The sequence below is a fragment of the Rhodococcus sp. LB1 genome (assembly GCF_001583455.1).
In the GTDB taxonomy this organism is placed as follows: domain Bacteria; phylum Actinomycetota; class Actinomycetes; order Mycobacteriales; family Mycobacteriaceae; genus Rhodococcus_F; species Rhodococcus_F opacus.
Genome location: NZ_LTCZ01000442.1, coordinates 1 through 21,815 on the forward strand (window position 1 = coordinate 1; position 21,815 = coordinate 21,815).

At 68.0% G+C, this 21,815-nt stretch carries 19 protein-coding genes and 1 pseudogene; 12 read left to right on the plus strand and 8 right to left on the minus strand.

Annotation, left to right across the window (positions count from 1 at the left end; genetic code table 11):
* The 5 genes from AZG88_RS48070 to AZG88_RS48090 form a co-directional block, all read left to right on the plus strand.
* The coding region (locus tag AZG88_RS48070; protein WP_197488049.1) for a flavin reductase family protein at positions 1-218 on the plus strand (218 nt) is incomplete at its 5' end.
* Positions 215-1,675, plus strand: a complete 1,461-nt coding sequence (locus AZG88_RS48075; RefSeq protein WP_061701494.1) for a 4-hydroxyphenylacetate 3-hydroxylase family protein — start codon at positions 215-217, stop codon at positions 1,673-1,675. The genes AZG88_RS48070 and AZG88_RS48075, both read left to right, overlap by 4 nt.
* Entirely contained in the window at positions 1,672-2,085 is a 414-nt protein-coding gene (locus AZG88_RS48080; RefSeq protein ID WP_061701495.1) for a RidA family protein, read from the plus strand. Before AZG88_RS48075 ends, AZG88_RS48080 begins: the two co-directional genes overlap by 4 nt.
* Positions 2,082-2,753 carry a DUF1028 domain-containing protein gene (locus AZG88_RS48085; RefSeq protein WP_061701496.1) on the plus strand — a complete coding sequence of 224 codons (672 nt, stop codon included), beginning with the start codon at positions 2,082-2,084 and terminating at the stop codon, positions 2,751-2,753. Before AZG88_RS48080 ends, AZG88_RS48085 begins: the two co-directional genes overlap by 4 nt.
* A complete protein-coding gene (locus AZG88_RS48090) occupies positions 2,750-3,904 on the plus strand; it encodes a M20 family metallopeptidase (protein WP_061701497.1) in 1,155 nt (384 codons plus the stop codon). Before AZG88_RS48085 ends, AZG88_RS48090 begins: the two co-directional genes overlap by 4 nt.
* Here AZG88_RS48090 and AZG88_RS53215 read toward each other — a convergent pair.
* Together AZG88_RS53215 and AZG88_RS48095 are read right to left on the minus strand one after the other, a co-directional pair.
* Complete coding sequence (locus tag AZG88_RS53215) at positions 3,901-4,308, minus strand: VOC family protein (RefSeq protein ID WP_197488050.1); 408 nt, start codon at positions 4,306-4,308, stop codon at positions 3,901-3,903. The two genes, AZG88_RS48090 and AZG88_RS53215, sit on opposite strands and share 4 nt — an antisense overlap.
* A 168-nt stretch (positions 4,309-4,476) precedes the next feature.
* A pseudogene (locus AZG88_RS48095) lies at positions 4,477-5,778 on the minus strand (purine-cytosine permease family protein); the annotation flags it as partial.
* Between the two features lie 144 nt (positions 5,779-5,922).
* On the opposite strand from AZG88_RS48095, the gene AZG88_RS48100 reads away from it, so the two are divergent.
* Both AZG88_RS48100 and AZG88_RS48105 read left to right on the plus strand, forming a co-directional pair.
* Positions 5,923-6,666, plus strand: coding sequence for a DUF429 domain-containing protein (locus AZG88_RS48100; protein ID WP_061044395.1), 744 nt, complete (start codon positions 5,923-5,925; stop codon positions 6,664-6,666).
* 111 nt (positions 6,667-6,777) lie between these two features.
* Positions 6,778-7,233 carry a tellurite resistance TerB family protein gene (locus tag AZG88_RS48105; RefSeq protein WP_005254018.1) on the plus strand — a complete coding sequence of 152 codons (456 nt, stop codon included), beginning with the start codon at positions 6,778-6,780 and terminating at the stop codon, positions 7,231-7,233.
* A 43-nt stretch (positions 7,234-7,276) separates the two neighbouring features.
* Here the strand turns inward: AZG88_RS48105 and AZG88_RS48110 are convergent, their stop codons facing one another.
* The 3 genes from AZG88_RS48110 to AZG88_RS48115 all read right to left on the minus strand — a co-directional run bounded on the left by AZG88_RS48110 (position 7,277) and on the right by AZG88_RS48115 (position 11,450).
* Positions 7,277-10,549, minus strand: a complete 3,273-nt coding sequence (locus tag AZG88_RS48110) for an arabinosyltransferase domain-containing protein (RefSeq protein WP_061701498.1) — start codon at positions 10,547-10,549, stop codon at positions 7,277-7,279.
* Between the two features lie 112 nt (positions 10,550-10,661).
* Positions 10,662-10,784 carry a hypothetical protein gene (locus AZG88_RS55220; RefSeq protein ID WP_257014924.1) on the minus strand — a complete coding sequence of 41 codons (123 nt, stop codon included), beginning with the start codon at positions 10,782-10,784 and terminating at the stop codon, positions 10,662-10,664.
* Between the two features lie 87 nt (positions 10,785-10,871).
* Positions 10,872-11,450: a DUF4232 domain-containing protein gene (locus AZG88_RS48115; protein ID WP_061701499.1), complete on the minus strand. Its 579-nt coding sequence runs from the start codon at positions 11,448-11,450 to the stop codon at positions 10,872-10,874.
* A gap of 165 nt (positions 11,451-11,615) precedes the next feature.
* Between AZG88_RS48115 and AZG88_RS48120 the strand changes: the two genes are divergently transcribed.
* A complete protein-coding gene (locus tag AZG88_RS48120; protein ID WP_061701500.1) occupies positions 11,616-13,040 on the plus strand; it encodes an aldehyde dehydrogenase family protein in 1,425 nt (474 codons plus the stop codon).
* Between the two features lie 161 nt (positions 13,041-13,201).
* Positions 13,202-13,999, plus strand: coding sequence for an SDR family NAD(P)-dependent oxidoreductase (locus tag AZG88_RS48125; RefSeq protein WP_061701551.1), 798 nt, complete (start codon positions 13,202-13,204; stop codon positions 13,997-13,999).
* Here AZG88_RS48125 and AZG88_RS48130 read toward each other — a convergent pair.
* From AZG88_RS48130 to AZG88_RS48140, 3 genes are all read right to left on the minus strand, one after another.
* Positions 13,993-15,375, minus strand: a complete 1,383-nt coding sequence (locus tag AZG88_RS48130) for a flavin monoamine oxidase family protein (protein ID WP_061044399.1) — start codon at positions 15,373-15,375, stop codon at positions 13,993-13,995. The genes AZG88_RS48125 and AZG88_RS48130 overlap by 7 nt on opposite strands.
* A 179-nt stretch (positions 15,376-15,554) precedes the next feature.
* Positions 15,555-16,625 (minus strand): LLM class flavin-dependent oxidoreductase, encoded by a 1,071-nt coding sequence (locus tag AZG88_RS48135; protein WP_061701501.1) that lies wholly within the window; start codon positions 16,623-16,625, stop codon positions 15,555-15,557.
* A gap of 1 nt (position 16,626) precedes the next feature.
* Entirely contained in the window at positions 16,627-17,925 is a 1,299-nt protein-coding gene (locus AZG88_RS48140) for an O-acetylhomoserine aminocarboxypropyltransferase/cysteine synthase family protein (RefSeq protein WP_061044401.1), read from the minus strand.
* Positions 17,926-18,143: 218 nt separating this feature from the next.
* Here AZG88_RS48140 and AZG88_RS48145 point away from each other — a divergent pair, with 218 nt between their 5' ends.
* The 3 genes from AZG88_RS48145 to AZG88_RS48155 all read left to right on the plus strand — a co-directional run bounded on the left by AZG88_RS48145 (position 18,144) and on the right by AZG88_RS48155 (position 21,802).
* Positions 18,144-18,842 (plus strand): alpha/beta hydrolase, encoded by a 699-nt coding sequence (locus tag AZG88_RS48145; RefSeq protein WP_061701502.1) that lies wholly within the window; start codon positions 18,144-18,146, stop codon positions 18,840-18,842.
* A 53-nt stretch (positions 18,843-18,895) separates the two neighbouring features.
* Positions 18,896-20,260 carry an aminotransferase class I/II-fold pyridoxal phosphate-dependent enzyme gene (locus AZG88_RS48150; protein ID WP_061701503.1) on the plus strand — a complete coding sequence of 455 codons (1,365 nt, stop codon included), beginning with the start codon at positions 18,896-18,898 and terminating at the stop codon, positions 20,258-20,260.
* Between the two features lie 150 nt (positions 20,261-20,410).
* On the plus strand, positions 20,411-21,802 hold the full coding sequence (locus tag AZG88_RS48155; protein WP_061701504.1) for an LLM class flavin-dependent oxidoreductase: 1,392 nt from the start codon (positions 20,411-20,413) through the stop codon (positions 21,800-21,802).
* Positions 21,803-21,815 lie beyond the last annotated feature (13 nt).

Consider the following 21,815-nt stretch of genomic DNA (forward strand, 5'->3'; position numbering starts at 1 on the left):
ACGACGCGATCGCGTCGTTCGACTGCACCGTCCACGACGTCATCGAGGCCGGCACCCACCGCGTCTACATCGGGCGCGTCACCGCCGTGGAGGCACACCCCGGCGAACCGCTCGTGTACGCCTCCCACACCTACAGCAAGCCCGCAGCGTTCGAACCTTCCACCTTTCCCGACTACCCGGACGCACACCCCGCGCCGAGGACCAGGAGCACGAAATGATCCGCACCGGTGACGAATACAGGGAGTCCATCAGGGACGGCCGCGAGGTCTGGGTCGACGGGGAACGCGTCAAGGACGTGGCCAACCACCCCATGTTCAAGCCGATCGTCGACGTGCGGGCACGCATCTACGACCTCGCACACGACAAGGCCACGCAGGACGCGATGACCTACGTCGATCCCGAATCCGGCGAACGCAACGCCATCGCCAACAAGCTTCCCCGCACGCAGCAGGACTGGCTCGACAAGCGCGCCGCCGTCGACCTGGTACTCGAGGACACCCGGGGCGTGGTCACCCGCGTCGGTGACGAGACCATCGGCGAGATGTGGTCGCTGTTCGACGGTCAGGACGTCCTCAACGAGGTCGACCCGCGCTTCTCGGAGAACATCCGTCGCCACCTGGACCGGTCGGTCCGGGAGGACCCGTTCCACGTGTCGGCGAACACCGACCCCAAGGGCGACCGGTCCAAGGCGCCGCAGGATCAGGACCCCGACATGCTCCTGCACGTCGTGAGGGAGACCGACAACGGCATCGTCGTGCGCGGCGCGAAGTACGAGACCGCCGCCGCCTACTCCAACCAGGCGTTCACCAAACCGACCATCGCCAACTGGGGCAACAGCGAACTGTCCGACTACGCCATCGGATTCGTGCTCGACATGGGTGCGCCGGGGCTGAAGTACATCTCCCGCAACGGGTTCGCCGGCCGCGCGCCGTCCGCCGACTACCCGCTCGCCAACCGCGTCGACGAGGTCGAGTCCCTCGTCGTGTTCGACAACGTCGAGATCCCCTGGGAAGACGTGTTGTTCTACCGGCACACCCGGGCGGCCACGTTCATCCGCTCCACCCTGCACCGCTACAGCGCGTTCCCATTCGTGCAACGCACCCTGCACCTGGCCGATCTGATGATCGGATCCGCACTCTGGAACGTCAAGCAGAGCGGGCTCGAGAAGCAGCAGGCGGTGCAGGAGAAGCTCGCGCAGCTCGCCTGCTACCGGGAGACGATCAACGCCCACCTCACCGCGGCCATCTCCCTCGCCGAGCCCAGCCCCGGCGGCCTGCTCATGCCCAACCAGTCCCTGCTCTACACCGGCCGGGTGATGGCGCTCAGCCAGCTGCCCGCGATGATGCACATCGCCCGCGAACTGTGCGGCGGCCAGATCTGCATCACCCCGGACGCCGCCACGTTCGCCGACCCCGACGTCGCGCCGTGGCTGGAGAAGTTCTACTCCATCAACGACAACTGGGTGGCCGACGACCGTCGCAAGCTGCTCGCGTTCGCCCGCGACCTGCTCAACAGCGATTACGCGGGACATCGCCTGACGTTTCAGCTCTTCGCCCAGTCGCCGCCTTTCGCGCAGCTCGCCGCCGTCTACCGCAACTTCGACTTCGACGGTCCGCTCGGGCTGGTCAAGGCCGCCGCGGGACTGTCGGACAACGTCGACGGAGGTGCGGCATGACCACCCACACCCGCATCCGCCCGTTCAACACCCGTGACACGTACCCGGAACAGAACCTCGACAACGACCTCGCGCAGGCCGTCGTCGCCGGCGGAGTCGTGTATCTCCGCGGGCAGATCGGACAGGACCTCGACACCCGGGAGTCGGTGGGAGTCGGCGACGTCGAGGCCCAGGCCGAGAAGGCGATGGCGAACATCGCGATGCTGCTGAAGGAATCGGGCAGCCGGCTGGAGGACGTCGTCAAGGTCACCATCTACCTGGTGGACGTCCGGTACCGCGAGACCGTCTACCGAGTGGTCGGACGCTGGCTGAAGGGTGTGCACCCCGTGTCCACCGGCATCGTCGTCGACGCCCTCGCCCGGCCCGAATGGCTCGTCGAGATCGACGCGACGGCAGTGATCAGCTCATGACGTTCTCACTCGTCGCCCGTGATTCCGGGGGCGCGTTCGGGATGGTCGTCTGCTCCTCGAGCCCCGCCGTGGCCGCACGCTGCCTGCACGTGCGGTCCGGGGTCGGCGTCGTCGCCTCCCAGAACGTGACCAATCCGCAGCTGGGACCGGTCGGCCTCGACGCGCTCGCCTCGGGTGCGAATGCGGAGACCGCGCTGAAAACCGCACTCGCGCAGGAGAAGTTCCCGGAGTACCGCCAGGTCGTCGTCGTCGATGCGGACGGCGGCACCGCCGTGCACTCGGGCGCGCAGACGTTGGGCATCCACAGCAGTGCGCAGGGCAGCGGCGCCGCCGTCGCCGGCAACATGCTCCGCGACGAAGGCGTCATCCGGTCGCTGCTGTTCGGCTACGTGTCGAGTACCGCCCCGACGTTCGAGGACAGACTGCTCGACGGACTCACCGCGGCGGTCACCACCGGTGGGGAGGCGGGGCCCGTGCACTCGGCGGGAATCCAGGTGGTCGAGGACGTGCCCTGGCCAGTCACCGATCTGCGCGTCGACTGGCACGACGACCCGGTCGGCGAACTGCGCCGGCTGTGGACGGTGTGGGAACCGCAGAAGCGGGACTACCGGGTGCGCGGTGTCGATCCGACGGCCGCCCCGTCCTACGGCGTGCCGGGGGACCTGTGAGCGCCGACGCCGCGGTTCGTGACGGAGCCAGGAGGGCGGAAGACCGGATCCTGGCTCTGTCGCACGACCTCCACGCCCACCCGGAGGTCGCGTGGGAGGAGGAACGCTCGTGCGTGCGGGTGGCCGGGGTGCTGTCGGACGCCGGTTTCACGGTCGAGCAGCAGTACGTCGGTCTGCCCACCGCGTTCCGCGCGCACGTCGGTTCCGGACCGCTGCACCTCGCGGTCTGCGCGGAATACGACGCGCTCCCCGGGCTCGGGCACGCGTGCGGGCACAACGTCATCTCCGCCATCTCGGTGGGGACGGCGTTGGTCCTCGCCCCGCTCGTCGACGACCTCGGCATCACCCTGTCGGTGCTCGGCACCCCCGCCGAGGAAGGTGGGGGCGGCAAGATCGACATGTTGAAACGCGGTGCGTTCGACGGCGTCCATGCCGCCGTCATGGCCCACCCCGGCCCGGTCGACGTCGCCCGGGCCGAACCGTACGCGGTGTCCCACAGCCACATCCGGTACGACGGCAAGGCGGCACACGCCGCCGCGTACCCCGAACGGGGTGTCAACGCGGCCGACGCGTTCACGGTGGCGCAGGTCGCCATCGGGCTTCTCCGCCAACAGCTTCCGTCGAGCACGCGAGTGCACGGGATGATGACCCGCGGGGGAGAGGCGCCCAACGCCATTCCCCAGCGCACCGAAGGTCGCTGGTACGTGCGCGCGGAGACGCTGGAGGAGCTGGCCCGCATCGAGCCCCGCGTGGCCCGCTGCTTCGAGGCCGGCGCCGTCGCAACCGGCTGTGAACTGACCATCGCCCCGGAAAGCGAACCGTACTCGGAGTTCCGCACCGACGAAGCGCTGCTCGCGTCGTACGTCCGGCACGCGGAGGGACTGGGCCGCGTGTTCCGCACCGGCGCGGACTCGCTGATGAACCGGGCCTCCACCGACATGGGCAACGTCTCGCAGGTGATTCCCGCGATCCACCCCTACATCGGCATCGACTCGGCGCCCGCGGTCAACCATCAGGCCGAGTTCGCCGCGGCCAGCGCCGCGCCCGCGGCAGACCGGGCGGCCGTCGACGGCGCACTGGCCCTCGCCCTGACCCTGCTCGACGCCTGCGGCTCCGCCGCCCGTGAGTACTTGTTAACCGCCCGACGTTAAGAAGTACTCACGGGTGGGGCAAAGAATTCGAGCGCGATGTTGTCGGGGTCGCGGAACGAGATGCCCGAACCGTAGTGCGCTGTCTTGATGCCCCCGTGCTCGATGCCGAGGGCGTCGAGCCGCTCCACCCACCGGGGCAGCGCGTCGGGCGAACACTGGAACGCGATGTGGTCGAGTCCGACCTGCCGTTCGTCGAACCGTGCGGGAGCGCCGCTGTCTGGGTGCGTGTGCAGGCCGAAGAGCATGCCGCCGTCGAGCGCGAACACCCGGTGGTGGAAGGTCCCCGATTCCTCGTCCTCGTCGAGGACGGGGGCAGATCCGAACAGTGCGGTGTACCAGGCGGTGCTGGCCGGTAGGTCGGACACGGTGATCGCGACGTGGGTGAGGCCCGGGAAACTGGACATCTGCGACAACTCTCTTCTCCGGTGGAACGGTCTCTTTTTCGACCCTAACGAGCCGGCGCCGCCGGGTGGTGGACAAATGCGAAACCCTGCCCGAGCGGACAGGGGTTGAACACCGCGCCGCGCCAGGAGCAGGTAGATGGGCCCGGTCACCACCAGCCCGGCCACCCACGACAGGTCGGCGCCGCCGAGGAACGCGGACACCGGGCCCGTGTAGAGCGACGTGGCCATGAACGGAATCTGGACGACGATGCCGAGCAGGTAGGCGGTGATGGCCGTCCAGTTGAAGCGGCCGTAGATGCCGCCGTCGAAGCGGAAGATCGACTCGAGGTCGTAGACGCCCTTGTGGATGATGTAGAAGTCGATGAGGTTGATCGCCGTCCACGGCACCAGCACCACGAGAAGCACGACCACCAGATCGACGAAGTGCGACACGAAGTCGGCCGACAGCGCGATGGCGACGACGGAGGCCGCGACGAGGATGATCGTCGAGAGGATCACCCGGGCGCGGGCGGTCGGAATCCAGCGGGCGCGGAACGTCTGGACCGACGTGATGATGGCGAGGACGGCGCCGTACAGGTTCAGCGCGTTGTGGCTGATCACGCTGAGCAGGAACAGCACCAGCATGACGCTGCCGAGGCTTCCCGTCGTCGCATTGACGCCGTCCATCGTGCCCATGCCGATCGGTGCGGCTAACGTGACGACCGCGCCGAACGCGAAGGCGAGGAACGAGCCGAGGGTGCACCCGAGGTACGTCGCCCAGAACGTCGACGGCACGCCCACGTCCTTGGGGAGGTACCGCGAGTAGTCGGAGACGTAGGGTGCGAACGCGATCTGCCAGAGTGCGCCGAGTGACACGGTGGCCAGCCAACCGGCGAAGTTGAAGTCGCCCCGCGTGAGGAAGTCCGACGGCAGGTCGCCGGTGAGGATGGCGAAGAAGCCCACCAGGATTCCGATTCCGAGGACCCAGGTTCCGATGCGGTTGAGGATGTGGATCAACCGGTAGCCGACGATGCAGATGACGGCGGAGCCGAGAGCGCCGGCCACGATCCCCACGTCCACGGGTATGCCGTTCGCGATCCCGTGCATCGACTGGCCTGCCAGGACGATGTTCGACGAGAAGAAGCCGAGATACATGACGGCGGCGATCACCACGATGATGAGCGCCCCGAACGTGCCGAACTGTCCGCGGCTCTGGATCATCTGGGGGATTCCCATCTGAGGTCCCTGCGCCGAATGCAACGCCATCAGGGCGCCCCCGGCGAGATGTCCGACGACGAACGCGACGAGGCTCCACCACAGCGAGAGTCCGAACAGGCTGGGGCCGAGGGCACCGGTCACGATCGGTAGCGGGGCGAGGTTGCCGCCGAACCACAGCGTGAACAGATCACGAACCTTGCCGTGGCGATCGGATTCCGGGACGAACCCGATGGTGTGCTTCTCCAGCATCGGGGCGACGGGGGTGTCGGGCATCAATCCTCCGAACGGCGCAAGTGCGCCACTTCTAGGTCGAGTAGTGGAGACCACGATGGTCGGAGGCAGTGAATCTGTACAGAACAACTAACTGATGCGTTTCATCACTTCTTCTGATTCAGCAGGTCGGACTAGCCTGGGGCGATGCGCACCGTGGGAGTCGACCTGGCGGCCGAACCGAAGAAGACGGCTATGGCGATCATCGACTGGTCCGGCGGTGTGGCCCGCGTCGAGTCCGTCCGGCTGGGAGCCGGGAACGACGCCGTCACCGAGGCCGTGCTGGCGTGCGACAGGACCGGTATCGATGCACCGTTCGGCTGGCCCGACGCGTTCGTCCGGATGGTGTCCGACCATCACGCCGGCCGACTGTCCGCGACCAGCGGTCTCGCCAACCGCGACGGGCGTCGACCGCTGACCAAGCGGCGCACCGACCTCGTGGTGCAGGCCGCGACGGGGATATCCCCGCTCAGTGTGTCGGCCGATCTCATCGCGCATGTCGCGTTGCGCTGCGCCGGAATCCTCGCCGAACTCGGTGACTTCGGGGTCGACGTCGGTCGCGTCGACGGCCGCGTGGTCGAGGCGTATCCGGCGGCCGCGCTGCGCACCTGGGGGCTGGTGTCGCGCGGATACAAGAGCGCACAGAACCGGGTGACGCTGGGGGAGTTGGTCGACGCGCTCCTGACGGCCGCGGACTGGATGGATCTCGGTGCATTCCAGACGATCTGCCGCGAATCGGACGACGCCCTCGACGCCGTGCTGGCCGCCGTCATCGCGCGGGCCGCGGCCGTCGGCTGCACAGCACTACCGGAAGGCGACGACCGCGCCATCGCCGAACGGGAGGGGTGGATCCACGTGCCGACGGGAGGGCTGCAGTCGCTGCGGCCCTAGCGGCGATTCCTGCGACTGCGCTGGTAGACCGACCGCGGCGACGCCGTCGGGTGAAACCTGGCAAATTGGACACCACACGCACCGTGCGTGGGCACACGAAGAAGGAGTCCAATGGCTTTCTGGGATCAGCTGAAGGCAAAGGCGTTCGAGATGAACGGCCAGCTCAAGACCAAGACGGCACAGTTCCAGAACAAGGAGTTCGCCAACGCCAGCATGGCCATGTGCGCCCTCATCGCCGCTGCGGACGGGACCATCGACCCGTCCGAGCGTCAGAAGACCGCGGCGCTGATCACCAGCAACGAGGCGCTGAGTGTGTTCCCGTCGGACGAGTTGAGCCAGAAGTTCGACTGGTACTGCAGCAAGCTGCAGTCCGATTTCGAGTTCGGCAAGATCGAGGCCACCGCCACCATCGCGAAGCTGAAGTCCAAGCAGGATCAGGCACGTGCCGTCATCCAGATCGGCATCGTCATCGGTGGCGCCGACGGCAACTTCGACCAGCACGAGCGAAACGTGGTGCGGGACGCCTGTTTCGCCGTCGGCATCGCCCCGGCGGAATTCGAACTCTGAGGTGACAGGTGACGCGCCCGGCTCACGGGCGCGTCACCGACGCTCAGTAGGCCGTGATGATCGGCGCCGGGTTCCACATGCCCGAACGCTGAATCCGGGTGGTGTCGATCTCCGCGGTCCTCGCGTCGGGGTCGAGCGGGGAGTACTGCTCCACTCCGCCCCAGTCACGGTCCCAGTCGTCCCGCAGATACGACGGTATGGTTCGGCTCGCCCGGGTCATCTCGATCCAGCCCAGGGGGCCTCCGCCGTACCGGTCCTGCCACAGGCTCGTCATGATCGCGCCGGGACGGTCGGGGAGGATCCGGTATTCGGGCGCCTCCGCGACACCCGTGCGGTGGTCGAACGGTCGCTGGCACGGAAATGCCAGTCCCACAGCCCAGTCGATCATCACGGGCGAGTCGGATCCGATCACGTCGTTCAGTGTCTGCGTCCGGGGAACACGCGGCGGCGTCACCGCAAGCCACTGCTGCGGATCACTGTCCGAATCCGACGCCACGAGTCGGATGACATCCGTATTGTCCGGCAGGGAATCGAGCGGAACGCGCAGATTTCGCCAGGACGGTGCCGGGCCGATATCGATCGGCGTCACGCGTCCCGACACCGCGACCGCGCCGTCCGGTTGCGCGGTGCCGTACTCCACCTCCAGGTTCTGGCCGTAGGTGACGACGCCGTCCGCGTCGACGGAGTGGATGCGGCCCGCTGCGGCGATGGAGATGATGTCACCCGCCCCGGCGTCCGAGTCGGGATTCGGCAACCGGTACCAGCCGGAGGTCAGTGACGCGTCGCCGTCGCTGCCGTCGCTGCCGAGGACGGGCGTGCGGTCGGGGTCGAGGCCGAACGGCAGGGCCACGGCGCTGCCGTTGACACCCACCGCGCCGGCGCCGCCGCCGGTGCCCGCGGCGTTGCTCGACGCCGTCTGCTCGGTGTTGTCGGTCTTGACGGAGTTGGCGACGCCCGCATCCGACGATTCCTCGTCGGCACTGAGGTCGCCGGCGACGCCGTTCGGCGTGAAGCCGACGGTGCCCGTGCCCGCGAGGGCAGTCGCGGCGTCACCGGACAGTGGCTGCAGCAGCGACGCGTTCGGATCGGTTTCGAGCAGGACGTCGTTGGCCAGACCGCACGGTGCGCCGGTGACGGCATCGACGTTGGAACGGGCGAGGGAGAACGCGGGGTATTGCGCGACCGCACCCTTCGCCATCGACAGCACCTCGAACAGCACCATCGCGGCGGCCGCCACCGTCAACGGCGGGATCGCCCACAACCGGCGTCGCCGCACGGATTCGGTCCGGGTGTAGGGCTCGCGGAAGTAGCACCAAGCCGCGATCAGCAGCATCACCAGCGTGGCGCCGAGCAGGATGGTGCCTGCGCCGAGGCCGGCGATCGACACCGGCTTGTCCCACCACGGGACGCTGTAGCTGGACACGTACCACCACCCGTTGGTGCTGGTGAAGCACATCGCGAGCAGGAACAGCACGGCGGCCGCGAACAGCGCGCGGTTGCGCGGCGAGCGCACCACGGCGGTGCTCACCGCCACGGACGCCAGGACGGCGAGCGACCCCGCGAGGCCGGCGTAGATGCCGAAGTGATGCGTCCACTTGGTGGGCGTGAACATCATCAGCCCCATCGCGGCGAGCGTGATGCCGATGAGTCGCCGCGACGGTCCGGCCGCCGTCCCGGGAATCCGGCCGCCCTTGCGGAGCATCACGAGGACCGTCACGGCCAGGCTCAGCACCATCACGAACACGCCGAACCGGCGCGACAGCGAACCGTCGACGGAGATGTTCAGCAGGTACTGGTAGCGGAGGTATTCGTCGAACCAGGGGACGTTGGGGCCGATCGCGTGAACGTGCTGCATCTCCATGACGGCGGCGAGGGTCTGGTCGGCGAACACCGCCACCAGGATCACGGTCCCCGACGCGACGAGCGGTGCCAGCAAGGCGATGTATCCGACCGTCTTGGCCCGCGCGATCACGATCTGCAGGATCGGCCGGGCGCCCGCGACCAGGGCGCCGAAACAGATCAACCCGGACGGGCCCGCGGTCAGCGTCGCCGCACCGACCAGAATCGCCACCGCGGCAGGCAGCAGTCGCCGGGTCGCGACGGCACGTTCCACCGAGCACCACGTGAGCAGGACGCCCACCGCGACGATCGGCTCGGGCCGCAGACCGTTGTTGTACGGGAGCCAGAACGCGAGGAACACCAGTCCGCCGGTCCACAGCGCGAGCCGGTTGCCCCGGACCGCGGCGCCGAGTCGCGGTGCGACCTCACGGCTGATCACCAGCCACGCGACGATACCGGCGAGCAGCGCGGGCAGACGCACGAACGGGCTCGCCGGTGTGATGTTCGCCAGCACCGCGAGGACGTCGTAATACGGAGACCCGAACGGTGCCTCCGGGACGCCGTACCAGCGGAAGTAATTGGCCATATAACCCGCCGCCTCGGACGTGCGGGCCATGTTGAACTGATAGCCGTCGTCGGAGGTGGAGGCGCCGATGAAATGCCACAGCACCAGCGTGCCGATGACGACGGCATCGACGGCCCCGAACGACCACCAGCGGGTGGGCAGGAATCGTCGTGCCCGGCGCCCGTCCACGTTGTCGAGACGGTGCAGCGCCACCAGCGCCAGAATCGTCGCGAGCGCGCCCACCACCATGGCGACGAACTTGAGGGTCGACGGCGTCGACGAGAAGCGGCTGTCGATCTGCGCCGTCACCTGCAGTCCGTCAGGCACCGCACCGTCGAGGTCGCTGAAGATGCCCACCATCTGCGGGCGGAGGTCGCCGTCGACGACGGTCGGTGCGTCCTGGCCCGCCCCGACGAAACCGGCGGTGGTCCGCGTGGAATCCGACGAGACCACGAGCGCGCAGTCTGCGGGTAGCTGGTCCAGCGGCGACGACAGGAGCACCTTGTTCCGCAACAGCACCTCGACGCCGGCGGGACTGTCCGGGGTCGCGGGATTCACCCTGGCGACCAGTCCGTACTTCGCGGCGTCGGCGGCGCCCGCGGGGGCGGTGGAGGTCAGGATCCCGCCGCGGTCGGCGAGTTCACCGACCGCCGAACAGGGGATCTGCACGTCGAGGCTCAGCGGCGCGTAGGTGACGAGCGGTGCCTCGACGCTTCCGGTGCTGCCGTTCTGCGGCCAGCTGAGGGTCGCGCTGTCCTGCTCGACCGGAAGGAACGGGAGCGACAACGTGAGCAGCACTCCGACGACGGAGGCGACGATCGCGAGAAGGCGGGCGGAGCGGACCGACTGACGGAGGGGAGACGACTGGGGCGGGGTCCCGATCGGCGACTCGTCCGAGTCGTCTCTGGACACTTTCGCCGATTCCAGCCTGCTGTCAGTCACGACGTCGGATAGTACCCATCCATGCCAATTGTTAGCGAAGGCAAAGAACAGGCCTGGTCGGAGGGTCGGCCGCCCCGGCTGATCACATGTGGAAGTGCTTCAGGATCCGCGACCGGCGCTCCGCTCGGGTGAGGAGATGGTGGTGATGCCGCGGACCACGGCGGTGCCGAACTTCGGAATGCACTTCGCGGATGATCTCGAACATGCCTCTGCCTTCCTTCTACGCGAGTCGGTAGCCCGACGGTAGGTCGAGGGCAGGGTGAGCCGATTCACCCGGGGCGGGTGAACCAGGTCACCCGATCACGGGCTGCGCCGACAGCTGTTTCACGCCGGTCTGCGAACAGCCGGTGGTGGGGTAGGGGAGGAATACCGACCCGGTGTCGTCGGGTGGGTACACCCGGAATCCCGCGACCGGAGTGGGGCCACACGTCTCGGCGGGATAGTTCTGCACCACCGTGGCACGCACCGCTGCGGTGGCCCGTGCGCCCGGGGCGACCGTCACCGGAGTCTCGGTGCCACCGTCCCGATCGGCCGCGGCACCCACCTGCGGACCGTCCGGGGCGGCGACGTACGAGACCCCCGGGTACCCGTGGAGGACGCAGCCGCGGGTGCCGGTGTTGGTGAAGACGAGCGGGATCTCCTGAGATCCGGCGGCCCCACTCGCCTGTCCGAGCGTCACCTGCAGTTCGCCGATCAGGCAGCGGTCGGGGTGCGGTGCGGTCGTCTCGGTCGGCGCGGATCTCGTGAAGGTGATGTCACGTGAGGGTTCGGCGGTCCCCGTCTCGTCCGTCGAGCCGCACGCCGAGGCGGTGAGCACGGCGGCGATTCCGAGTACGCCGAGAAGGGTGCGTGCCGGTGACTGCGTGCGCATCTGATCGCTCCTCTTCGCCGATGTGCTGCCGTACGTCGATGGTCCGCGATCGGTGCCGTCCCGGTGTCTGGTTCGGGGAGATCGCATTCGCCCCTTGCGGGAGGATTCCGGTCGTAAGCTGCGGGGCGCAGGGGGATCCGCAACACTTTCACTGGAGGCTGATCGATGAGCGAAGTTCTGGACCGGACCAAGATCTACATCGACGGATCCTGGATCGATTCGCAGGGAACGGGCCGGATCGACGTGGTGAATCCGGCCACCGAGGACGTCATCGCGGTAGTCGCCGAGGGCACCGCCGATGACGTCGATCGCGCCGCGAAGGCCGCGCGAGCAGCCTTCCCCGCATGGTCCGCGCTCAGCGGCAAGGAACGTGGCGAGTACCTCCAGAAGGCCGCTGCCCTGATCCAGGAGCGCCTCGACGACTTCACCGCCCTCGTGTCCCGCGACATGGGCATGCCGCTGGGATTCGCGAAGCCCATTCAGATCGGCATGCCGCTCGCGAACCTCGCCGCCTTCGCCGAACTGGCCGCCACCTACGATTTCGACGCCCACGAGGTGGGCAACTCGCTGATCGTGCGCGAGCCGATCGGTGTGGTCGGGGCGATCACCCCGTGGAATTTCCCACTCCACCAGGTGGTGCTCAAGGTCGGCGGTGCTCTGGCCGCGGGATGCACCGTCGTGCTCAAGCCGACCGAGGTGGCACCGCTCGCCACGTACGCTCTCACCGACATCTTCGACGAAATCGGTCTGCCGGCAGGCGTGTTCAACCTTGTCAGCGGATTCGGGCCCGTCGTGGGCGAGGCGATCGCCGGCCATCCCGAGGTGGACATGGTCTCATTCACCGGCTCCACCCGCGCGGGAAAGAGGGTCGCGGTGGTCGCGGCCGAGACGGTGAAGAAGGTGGCACTCGAGCTCGGCGGCAAGTCGGCCAACGTCATCCTCGACGACGCCGACCTGACGACGGCTGTCACCGACGGAGTGGCCAAGTGTTTCCTCAACTCCGGTCAGACCTGCTCGGCGCTGACCCGGATGCTGGTCCCCGCGCACAAGGTGGACGAGGCCGCCGCCATCGCGGCGCAGGTCGCGCAGAACTACTCCGTCGGCGATCCGACGGCCGCCACGTCGGTGCTCGGGCCGCTGGTGAACTCGAACCAGCTGAAGCGGGTGCGCGGCTACATCGAACAGGGCATCGCGGAAGGCGCACAGGCGGTACTCGACGGCCGGGAGACCGGCCAGGAATCCGGTTACTTCGTCGGACCCACCGTGTTCTCCGGCGTCACCGAGGACATGACCATCGCCAAGGAGGAGATCTTCGGCCCCGTCCTGTCGATCATCGGGTACCAGGACGAGGACGACGCGGTGCGGATCGCCAACGCAACGGAGTACGGACTCGCCGCCGGCGTCTGGTCCGGTGACCAGGACCGCGCCGACCGCGTCGCGCGGCAGTTGCGCGCCGGCCAGGTAGAGGTGAACGGCGGGAGGTTCAACACCAACGCCCCGTTCGGCGGGTACAAGCAGTCGGGCATCGGCCGCGAGGCCGGCGTCCTCGGCTTCGAGGAGTTCCTCGAGATCAAGTCGATCCAGCGGTAGGCGGCTTCGCCGCCCGTGCGTGGTTGACGAGTCTCTGGACTCGCTAACCACGCACGGGTGCGGAGCGCAATTGGCCTCACGCTGAACTGAATCCGTGACTCCCGACCGTCGTGGTCCTACCCTCGAACCGAGGGGTGGACAGCGGAGATGAGGAGAACGACATGGATCTCGGTCTGGGCGGCAAGCGGGCCGTCGTCACCGGCGGCAGCCGCGGAATCGGTTTCGCGATCGCGCGCAGCCTCGCGTCGGAGGGGGTCGACGTGGTGCTCGCGGCCAGGGGCGTCGAGGCGCTGGAACTGGCGGCGAAGACGCTGTCGCAGGAGACCGGGCGGCGGGTGATCGGGGTACCCACCGACACCGGCGACGACAATTCGGTGCGCGCCCTCGTGCAGCGAACGGTGGACGAATTCGGCGGCGTCGACATTCTCGTGAACGCCGCGGCCACACCGTGGAGCGCGGGCAAGCCGAGCGACTTCGCGTCCACCACCGACGACGTGGTGCGCGGTGAACTCGAGATCAAGGTGCTCGGCTATCTGCGGACCGCCCGCGCGGTGGCACCGCACCTCGTGGAGCAGGGGTGGGGACGGATCATCAATATCAGCGGGCTCGGTGCACGCCAGGCCAACTCCATCGCGCAGACCGTGCGGAACGTCGGTGTGTCGGCGCTGACGAAGAACCTCGCCGACGAACTCGGGCCGCACGGAATCAACGTGACGGTGGTGCATCCGGGACTGACGCGGACGGAACGACTCGTCGACCGGTTGGCCAAGCAGTCCGAGGACGAAGGTGTTCCGGTCGCCGAGTTGGAGTCGCGGCTGGCCACCAACTCGATCCACCGGTTGATCGACGCGAGCGAGGTCGCGGACGTCGTCACGTTCCTGGCGTCACCGCGCAGCGTCGGGATCACCGGCGATGCGGTTGCCGTCGGCGGGGGTGCTCCGGGCGCCGTCTATTACTGAGCGCGGGCGGGTGACAGCACGCCGTCCCGTTCGGTGACTTCCCGGGCGGCGCGCTCCCCCGACCGGATGGCTCCGTCGACCCAGCCGCACATCACGGACGAACTCTCCGTGCCTGCCCAGTGAATGCGACCGCACGGCTCGCGGAGGGCGTGGCCGAACTGGGTGAGCACTCCCGTCGGCGCGTGGCTGAGCATGCCGCCGCCGGAGTACCGCTCGACGCTCCAGTTCTGCTCGATGTAGTCGACGGGGGAGGCGGCTTTGGCTCCGAACCTCGCGGTCAACTCGGCGAGCACCTGGTTCTTGCGTTCCGCTTCCGGCAGCGTCCCCAGCGTGCGGGCGATCGGTCCCTCGACGATCACGCACAGAACACCGGGACGCCCCGTGTCCGTGCTCGCGTCGATGGTGACGGTCGCGGGGGAGTCGGGTGCCGCGGACTGCCCGGACAATCCGTCCGCGCGCCAGAAGGGTTCGTCGTAGAGGACGGCGATCTTCATGACCGCACCGCTCGGCATCCTCTGGTGCAGGAAGGACCGATCCATCGGCAGGAGCGGCTCGTAGAGGATCTGGCTCGCGATCGCGAGGGGGACCGCGACGATCGCCCTCCGGGCCCGCACCGACATATCCGCGGATCGGACGGTGACGCCGTCGCCGTCCTGCGCGATGTCCCGGACGGGTTGTGACAGATGGAGTGCGTCGCCGATCTCGGCTGCCATCGGGCGGTAGACGGCACCCATTCCGCCGACCGGCCGCGCGTCTTCGGCCGCGTCCTTCACACCGAGAACGAAACTCGGACCGCCGCCGGACGCCATCTGGTACAAGACGAACAGCATCGACACCTCGGACGCCGCGGACGTGTAGCAGCCGGCGATGGCGGTCTCGAGAAGGTCGTGGGCCGGCTTGGACAGCGTGTTGTCGCCCAGCCATTTGGCGAGGCTGATCGCGTCCCACTTCGCTGCCTTCTTCGCCTCCCACGGCGCCTCGAGCGGGATCGTCTTGCACATCTCGCCGAGTTCGACGAACACGGCGCCGAGATTCGCGGCCGCCCAGGGACTCATCGTCAGGGGAATCGTGCCCTTGTACCGGTACTGCTTGCCGTCGACGACCATCATCGCGTCGCCGTCGGTGTACTGCTTGTAACTCTTGACGCCGAATTCGTCCATCAGGGCGTAGATCCGGTCCTGTCCCGGCCCGATCCACGCACCGCCCCGATCGATCCACGAACCGTCCTCGCGGACCACGGTGAAGGTCCGCCCGCCGATCCGGTCACGCGCCTCCAACAGCGCGACCGATTGGCCGGCCTGTTTCAAGCGCAGTGCCGCCGTCAGTCCGGCGAATCCGGCGCCTACGACGCAATAGTCGACCTCGATGTCTGGCATGGCAAATCCCCTCGCGCTGCGCGCGCGGCCCTCGTGCGGCCGTATGTAACGGGTGCGCCGCGATTGGTCCTGGGGGTGTGAATTCCTCTCTCCGGGAATGAAATCGCCGCGCACAGAACATATTCATCCTTACTCGTGGCGAGTAGTGCGGTCAAGGGCGTCCCGCCCGTGAGTACTTGTCAACCGCCCGTGGTTGACAAGTACTCACGGTTGGGGACGAGCGGGAAGACCTGCTCGGCGATGCGCTCGAGTTCCTCGTGCGCGGGGGAGCACTGGATGAGCAGCAGGGTGAGACCGGCATCCTGGTAGGCGCGGATCTTCTCGGCGACCCGTTCCGGTGTGCCGACGAGGTCGGGGCGCAGTCCACGGGTGCCGACGGAGTATTCGCGCTTGGACAGCTCGACGTCGAGTTCGGAGTTCTTCACGAACTCCTCGAACGAGGCGTACCCGGGCGAGTGCGGATCGACGGTGGTGATGCGTTCGAGTTCGGCGCGGGCCTCGGCTTCGGTGTCGCGCACGATGATGTACGTGGACATGCCGAATTCGACCATGTCCCGCTGGTGGATTCGCTGCGACCGGGCGTTCATGTCCGCGATCTTCGCGCGCACCTCGTCGACGGTGCCGCCGTGCAGCACATACGAGTCGGCGAAGGTCGCGATCGATTCGCGGCCGCTCTCGCTCTCACCGCCGGCGAAGACCGGGGGATGGATTCCGGGCTTCGGTGACAGGATCGAGTCGCGCACGCTGAAGTGCTCGCCCTGGTAGGTGAACGGGGTGTGCTCCCAGAGCCCACGGAGAACGTCGACGAATTCGCCGGCTTGCCGGTATCGGTCGTCGTGCCGGGTGAAGGCGCCGCCGTATTGCCGGGCTTCCTCCTCCCACCACGCGGCGACGACGTTGAGCGCGAACCGTGCCGCACCGGCATCGGTTGTTCCGGCGATGTCGGTGATCGTCGCCGATTCCTTCGCGGTGACTGCCGGCAGGTGGAATCCGGGTCGCACCGCCGTCATCACCCGGAGCTGTTCGGTGACCGCGAGGATCGCCGACGACAGCGACCACGCCTCGAGGCTGGGCGCGTCGACGCCCTTGCGGTCGTTGAGATAGAGCTCGGGCACGAGGGTGGTGTGGTATCCGAGACGATCCGCGAGCTGTGAGAGCTTCTTGACGTAGTCCCAGGTGGCGGGCATCCCTTCGTCGCCGAGGTTGCGCAGGAAGCCGCCGTAGATGGGCGTCCAGTAGCCGAAGTGCATGTCATTCCTCCGTGATGGCGTCGAGCGAAGCACGCAGATCGTCGACGAGGTCTTCCAGGTTTTCCAGTCCGATCGACAATCGGACGGTGCGGTAGCCGAATCCGGCGTCGCGGAGTTGCGTGTCGCCGAGATGGCTGTGCGTGGTGGTGGCGGGGTGCACTACCAGCGAACGGGCGTCGCCGATGTTGGCGACGATGGCGAACAGTTGCAGCGAGTCGATGAACTTCGCCACTTTCGAGTCGTCGACGGCGAGATCGAAGGAGAAGACCGAGCCGGCGCCGCGCGGCAGGTACCGCTGGGCGGCGTCGTGCCACCGGTTGTCCGGCAGTCCGGGGTAGTTGACCTTGGCGACCGCGGGATGACCGTCGAGAAATTGTGCGATCGCCAGTGCCGAGCCGACTTGCCGTTCCAGTCGCAGGTCCAGCGTCTCCAACCCCTGAAGCAGCTGGAACGAATTGAACGGGGACAGTGCGGGACCGAGATCGTGGACGATCTTCGTCTTCGCGTAGACCAGGTAGGCGCTCCGCTCGCGGCCGAACTCCTCCCACAGCACGAGGTCGCCGATGCGCGGGTAGGGCTCGGTGAACTGGGTCCACCGCTGCGGTTCCGCGCCGAAGTCGAACGTGCCGAGGTCCACGATCACACCACCCAGCGAACTGCCGTGCCCGCCGATGAACTTGGTGGCCGAGTAGACGGTGATGTCGGCGCCGAAGTCCTTCGGGCGGAGCAGATACGGGGTGGCGATCGTGTTGTCGACGATCAGCGGGACCCCCGCCTGGTGCGCGATGTCGGCCACCGCCCGGACGTCGAGCACGGAGGCGACGGGGTTGCCGATCGTCTCGGCGAAGAAGGCCCTTGTCTCGGGGCGCGCGGCTGCACGCCAGGCGTCGAGGTCGTCCTGATCGACGAGCGTGACCTCGATCCCGAAGTCCGCGAAGGTGTCGGTGAGGAGATCGACGGTTCCCCCGTACAGCTGCCGGGCCGCGACGATGTGCTGTCCGGATTTGGCGAGGGTGAGGAGTGCGACCGCGACAGCGGACTGCCCGGATGCCGTGGCCAGGGCGGCGACTCCACCGTCGAGATCGGCGAGGCGCTGCTCGAACACGGCCTGGGTGGGATTCCCGGTGCGGCTGTACAGGTTTCCCTTCCGCCGGAGGGAGAAGATGTCCCGTGCCTGTTCGAAGCTGCCGAAATCGTAGGCAACCGATTGGTAGATCGGGGGGATCGCGGTGTTCTGCGGCGTTCCGGGTTGATAGCCGGTGCGGACCTGCCGGGTCGCGAACCCTGTGGTCTCGGGCATCGGTGTGCCTGTCCCTTCGTCGATACTTCTGATGGGGCCTGGGTGAATGGCAAAGCGGGTGAATGGCAGAGCAAACGAATATGTTCGGAACAAAACACGAAGCGCGGCGAGAAGGCACGCGTTTTGTTCTGCTCGAGCTTTAGTCTTGTTCGACCTCGCGCGTGTGGGTCAGGGTGACGCAGTCAATCCTGCGAACACCCCCCCGAATGAGGTAATCAGTGGACATCGACTGGCTGGAACCCGAAGCGACTGTGCGTGGCTCGGTGATCGTCGTCGCCGGCCGCGGTGAGCATGCTCACGTGTACCGCCGGTTCGCCCGCCGGATCGCCTTCGATGGTTACCGTGTCGCGGTGGTGGAGAACGATCCCGCTGCGACTACCCGGGTGATCGACGATGCCGCCACCGATCTCCCGCTCACCGTCGTCGGGTCGGACAGTGGCGCCCTGACCGCCCTCGACCTCGCCGCGACGCATCCGGCCGTGTCCGGGGTGGTGGCAGCCGGTCTTCTCGTGGCGAGCGCCGACGCCTTCACCGGAGAGTGGGACGGCGAACTCGAGATCCGTTCCGCGTGTCCCGTGCATCGGGGGGTCCTGTCCTCGGCCGACGCTCTCGAGCGGGGAACGCTCGGTGCGGAGGCGCCGGTGGCCACGGCGGATTCGCTGAACCACGTGCAGGTTCCCGTCCTCGTCGTGCACGGAGGCGCCGACGCCCTGAGCCCGTCGGCGGATGTTCTCGCCGTCACGTCCGCGTTGCCCGACGCCCGGGTCGTCGTCGTCCACGAGGGGCGGCACGACATCCTCAACGACGTGTCCCACCGGTCGGTCGCCGCGGAGATCGTGCAGTTCCTCGAGCGCCTGCGCCTGCCCGGCATTCCCGACATCATCCTCCGCGAACCGGCCGGGGTACTCGCGCAGTGACGCGGACTCGCGGGGCGCGGGGCCGGTAGTGGTTGTCGATCGAAGGGGTGTGGATGTCAGCGGTGCTGGAGTCGGAGACGATTGCTCCGGAGTGGTTGCTCGAGCGGATCGACGGCCGCACCACGGAACTGGCCGATGCCGTCGCCGACCTCATCAGGTCGGGTGAGCTCAGCCCCGGCGATCGCCTGCCGACCGTCCGCGCACTCGCGAAGTCGACCGATCTCAGTGTCGGCGCGATTATCAGCGCCTGGGGCCGGCTGCAGGAACAGGGGTTCGTGCAGACCCGCCGCCGCGGCGGCACCGTCGTTCTTCCGCCGCTCGACAGCGTGCCCGAGCGCGGCATACCCGACTGGCGTGGCGTCGACCTGGCGCAGAATGCGCCCGACCTGGCTCTGCAGCCGTCCCTGTCCGACGCTTTGTTGTCCAGTCTGGACGCGGAGACGCTGAATGTTTTCGGCCGCGAACTGATGACCGAGCGGTTGAGGAATGCCGTCGCCCCGGGTTGGCCGTTCGAACCCGAGGCCTGGGCCACGGCGGGCGGTGGCACCGAGGCCCTGTTGCTGGCCGTGGAGGCGGCAGCGCCACCCGGTTCGATGGTGGCCGTCGACGAGCCCCTGGGCCCGGGTGTTCTCGACACCCTCCGCGACCTGGGCCTGGATGCGGTCGGCGTCGGCGCGGACCGCGACGGCCCCCGGCCGGACGCTCTCGACGCGGCCCTGACCGCCGGCGCGGTGGCGTTCGTGTTCCAACCCGGTGCGCCGTTCGCCGTCGATCATGCGGTCAGTGCGAGGCGCACGAGTGAACTCGCCGAGGTGCTGCGGCGGCATCCGGCGGTGTGGGTCGTGGAGGACGACTCGATCGGACCGCTCGAACCGCAGCAGCCTCCGTCTCTGGGATCGGTACTGCCGCAGCGTGTCGTCCGGATCCGTAGCTACTGCAAGGCATATGGGATCGATGTGCGGACCTCCGTTCTCGGCGGGTCCCGCGAACTGATCGAGAAGGCCATGAAGGTGCGCAGTCACGGAGTCGGCTCGAACAGCCGGATCCTGCAGAACACCCTCGCCCACCTGATCGTCAGCGCCGACGCCGAGCAGGCGGTCACGGCGGCGCACGAGCGGTACGCCGCCAGGCGCACGGCGCTGCTGGGGGCCCTGATCGACCGTGGCATCGAGGCTTTCGCGGGCCCGCACAGTCTGGTCGTGTGGGTGACGGTGTCGGACGAGACCGCGGCCCTCGTCGCGTTGGCGCGGCAGGGCATCTCCGTGGGGGCCGGTTCCCGCTCGTTCGTGCGGGCGCCCGCACGTCAACTCCTACGCCTGTCTGCCACCCAGTTGCCCGACGACCCGGACCTGATCGGGCAACTCGCCGACGTCGTCGCGGTGGCCGTCGCGGAGTCGTCACGGGAGTTCTTCGACTGATCGGACTTTGTTCGACAGCCCTGCGGGACATACGAAATATGTTTTGAAACATCGAGAATTTAATACTCTGCACGCGTCTGTTTGCTCCATACACTTCAACGCGGCGTGCCGAGGCAGGTGCCTTCAGGCGGACGACAAAGGAGCGAGAACATGACGAGACGGCAACTGAAATTGGGAGCTGTCCTCACCCCCACGGGTGGGCCCGGGCACCCGTACACCTGGCTGGACCCGGAGATTCCCGCCGACGCGAGCGTCGACATCGACTGGTACATCCGGTACGCGCGGCTGGCCGAGCAGGCGCGGTTCGACCTCGTGTTCATCGTCGACAGCCAGTTCATCACCCCGGACTCGCCCCCGCACTACCTGAACCGGCTCGAGCCGCTGACGCTGCTGTCCGCGCTCGCGGTCGCCACCGAACACATCGGACTCGTCGGCACGCTGACCACGTCGTTCAACCAGCCGTTCAACCTCGCGCGACGGTTCGCGTCCCTCGACCTGATCAGCCGCGGCCGTGCCGGCTGGAACGTGGTCACCAGCGGCGACTCGGGTACCGCCGGAAACTACGGCCTCGAGGAGCATTACGACTACGCCACCCGCTACGGCCGGGCCCTCGAACACGTCGAGGTCGTCAAGGCTCTGTGGGACTCCTACGAGGACGACGCGTTTCCGCGCGACCGGGAGGCCCGCCGCTTCCTCGACCCGGACAGGCTGCACACCCTCGACCACCGGGGCGAGCACTTCTCGGTGGTGGGCCCGCTCAACATCGAACGCTCGCGGCAGGGGCAGCCGGTGATCTTCCAGGCCGGCGACTCCGACCAGGGCCGCGACCTCGGTGCGCGTATCGCCGACGGGATCTTCACGCACGCGCCGAGTTTCGAGGCGGGCGCCGCGTTCTACACCGACATCAAGACCCGCGCCGCGGCCTACGGGCGCGCTCCCGAGGACATCGTGATCCTGCCGGGAGTCAGCGTCACCGTGGGCGACACCGACACCGACGCACGCGAGATCGAACGCGCAACCCAGCTGGCGGACAACGACTTCGGAAAGTCCCTCCGGGAACTCGGCCGGCCCTTCGGCTGGCACGACTTCCGGCAGTACGACCTCGACGCGCCGTTCCCCGCCGAAGCACTGCAGCACGCCGAGCGCAGCTTCTACACGCAGGCGAAGAAGATCGCCGACCTCGCCGCCGACCGCGGGCTGACGCTGCGGCAGACGGTCGAGGCGCTCAGCGCGCCGAAGACGTCACCGTTCACGGGCAGCGCCGAGACCGTCGCGAACGAACTGCAGCGCTGGCTGGACGGCCACGCCCTCGACGGCATCAACATCCACATCGGCCACCCGGCGCAGTTCCAGCGCTTCGTCGACGAGGTGCTGCCGATCCTGCGTGAGCGCGGGGTCGTCAGGGAGGACTACGAGCAGAACACGTTGCGCGGCAACCTCGGGCTACCCTTCGCGGAGAACCGTTACACCCGCGCGCGGCGTGAGGGAATCGACCCCGCCCCGCTGCCCGGCACCACCGCATCGCTGTCCGCGAGCGTCTGAATCACCACCCCTC

What these genes read in the sequence shown, in the direction of transcription:
- AZG88_RS48130 (WP_061044399.1), bottom strand. Translation starts at nt 15,375, where the DNA reads ATGCCAGACATCGAGGTCGACTATTGCGTCGTAGGCGCCGGATTCGCC.
- AZG88_RS48100 (WP_061044395.1), top strand. Translation starts at nt 5,923, where the DNA reads ATGCGCACCGTGGGAGTCGACCTGGCGGCCGAACCGAAGAAGACGGCT.
- AZG88_RS48080 (WP_061701495.1), top strand. Translation starts at nt 1,672, where the DNA reads ATGACCACCCACACCCGCATCCGCCCGTTCAACACCCGTGACACGTAC.
- AZG88_RS48140 (WP_061044401.1), bottom strand. Translation starts at nt 17,925, where the DNA reads ATGCCCGAGACCACAGGGTTCGCGACCCGGCAGGTCCGCACCGGCTAT.
- AZG88_RS48115 (WP_061701499.1), bottom strand. Translation starts at nt 11,450, where the DNA reads ATGCGCACGCAGTCACCGGCACGCACCCTTCTCGGCGTACTCGGAATC.
- AZG88_RS48075 (WP_061701494.1), top strand. Translation starts at nt 215, where the DNA reads ATGATCCGCACCGGTGACGAATACAGGGAGTCCATCAGGGACGGCCGC.
- AZG88_RS55220 (WP_257014924.1), bottom strand. Translation starts at nt 10,784, where the DNA reads ATGTTCGAGATCATCCGCGAAGTGCATTCCGAAGTTCGGCACCGCCGT.
- AZG88_RS48135 (WP_061701501.1), bottom strand. Translation starts at nt 16,625, where the DNA reads ATGCACTTCGGCTACTGGACGCCCATCTACGGCGGCTTCCTGCGCAAC.
- AZG88_RS48150 (WP_061701503.1), top strand. Translation starts at nt 18,896, where the DNA reads ATGTCAGCGGTGCTGGAGTCGGAGACGATTGCTCCGGAGTGGTTGCTC.
- AZG88_RS48125 (WP_061701551.1), top strand. Translation starts at nt 13,202, where the DNA reads ATGGATCTCGGTCTGGGCGGCAAGCGGGCCGTCGTCACCGGCGGCAGC.
- AZG88_RS53215 (WP_197488050.1), bottom strand. Translation starts at nt 4,308, where the DNA reads ATGTCCAGTTTCCCGGGCCTCACCCACGTCGCGATCACCGTGTCCGAC.
- AZG88_RS48085 (WP_061701496.1), top strand. Translation starts at nt 2,082, where the DNA reads ATGACGTTCTCACTCGTCGCCCGTGATTCCGGGGGCGCGTTCGGGATG.
- AZG88_RS48120 (WP_061701500.1), top strand. Translation starts at nt 11,616, where the DNA reads ATGAGCGAAGTTCTGGACCGGACCAAGATCTACATCGACGGATCCTGG.
- AZG88_RS48155 (WP_061701504.1), top strand. Translation starts at nt 20,411, where the DNA reads ATGACGAGACGGCAACTGAAATTGGGAGCTGTCCTCACCCCCACGGGT.
- AZG88_RS48105 (WP_005254018.1), top strand. Translation starts at nt 6,778, where the DNA reads ATGGCTTTCTGGGATCAGCTGAAGGCAAAGGCGTTCGAGATGAACGGC.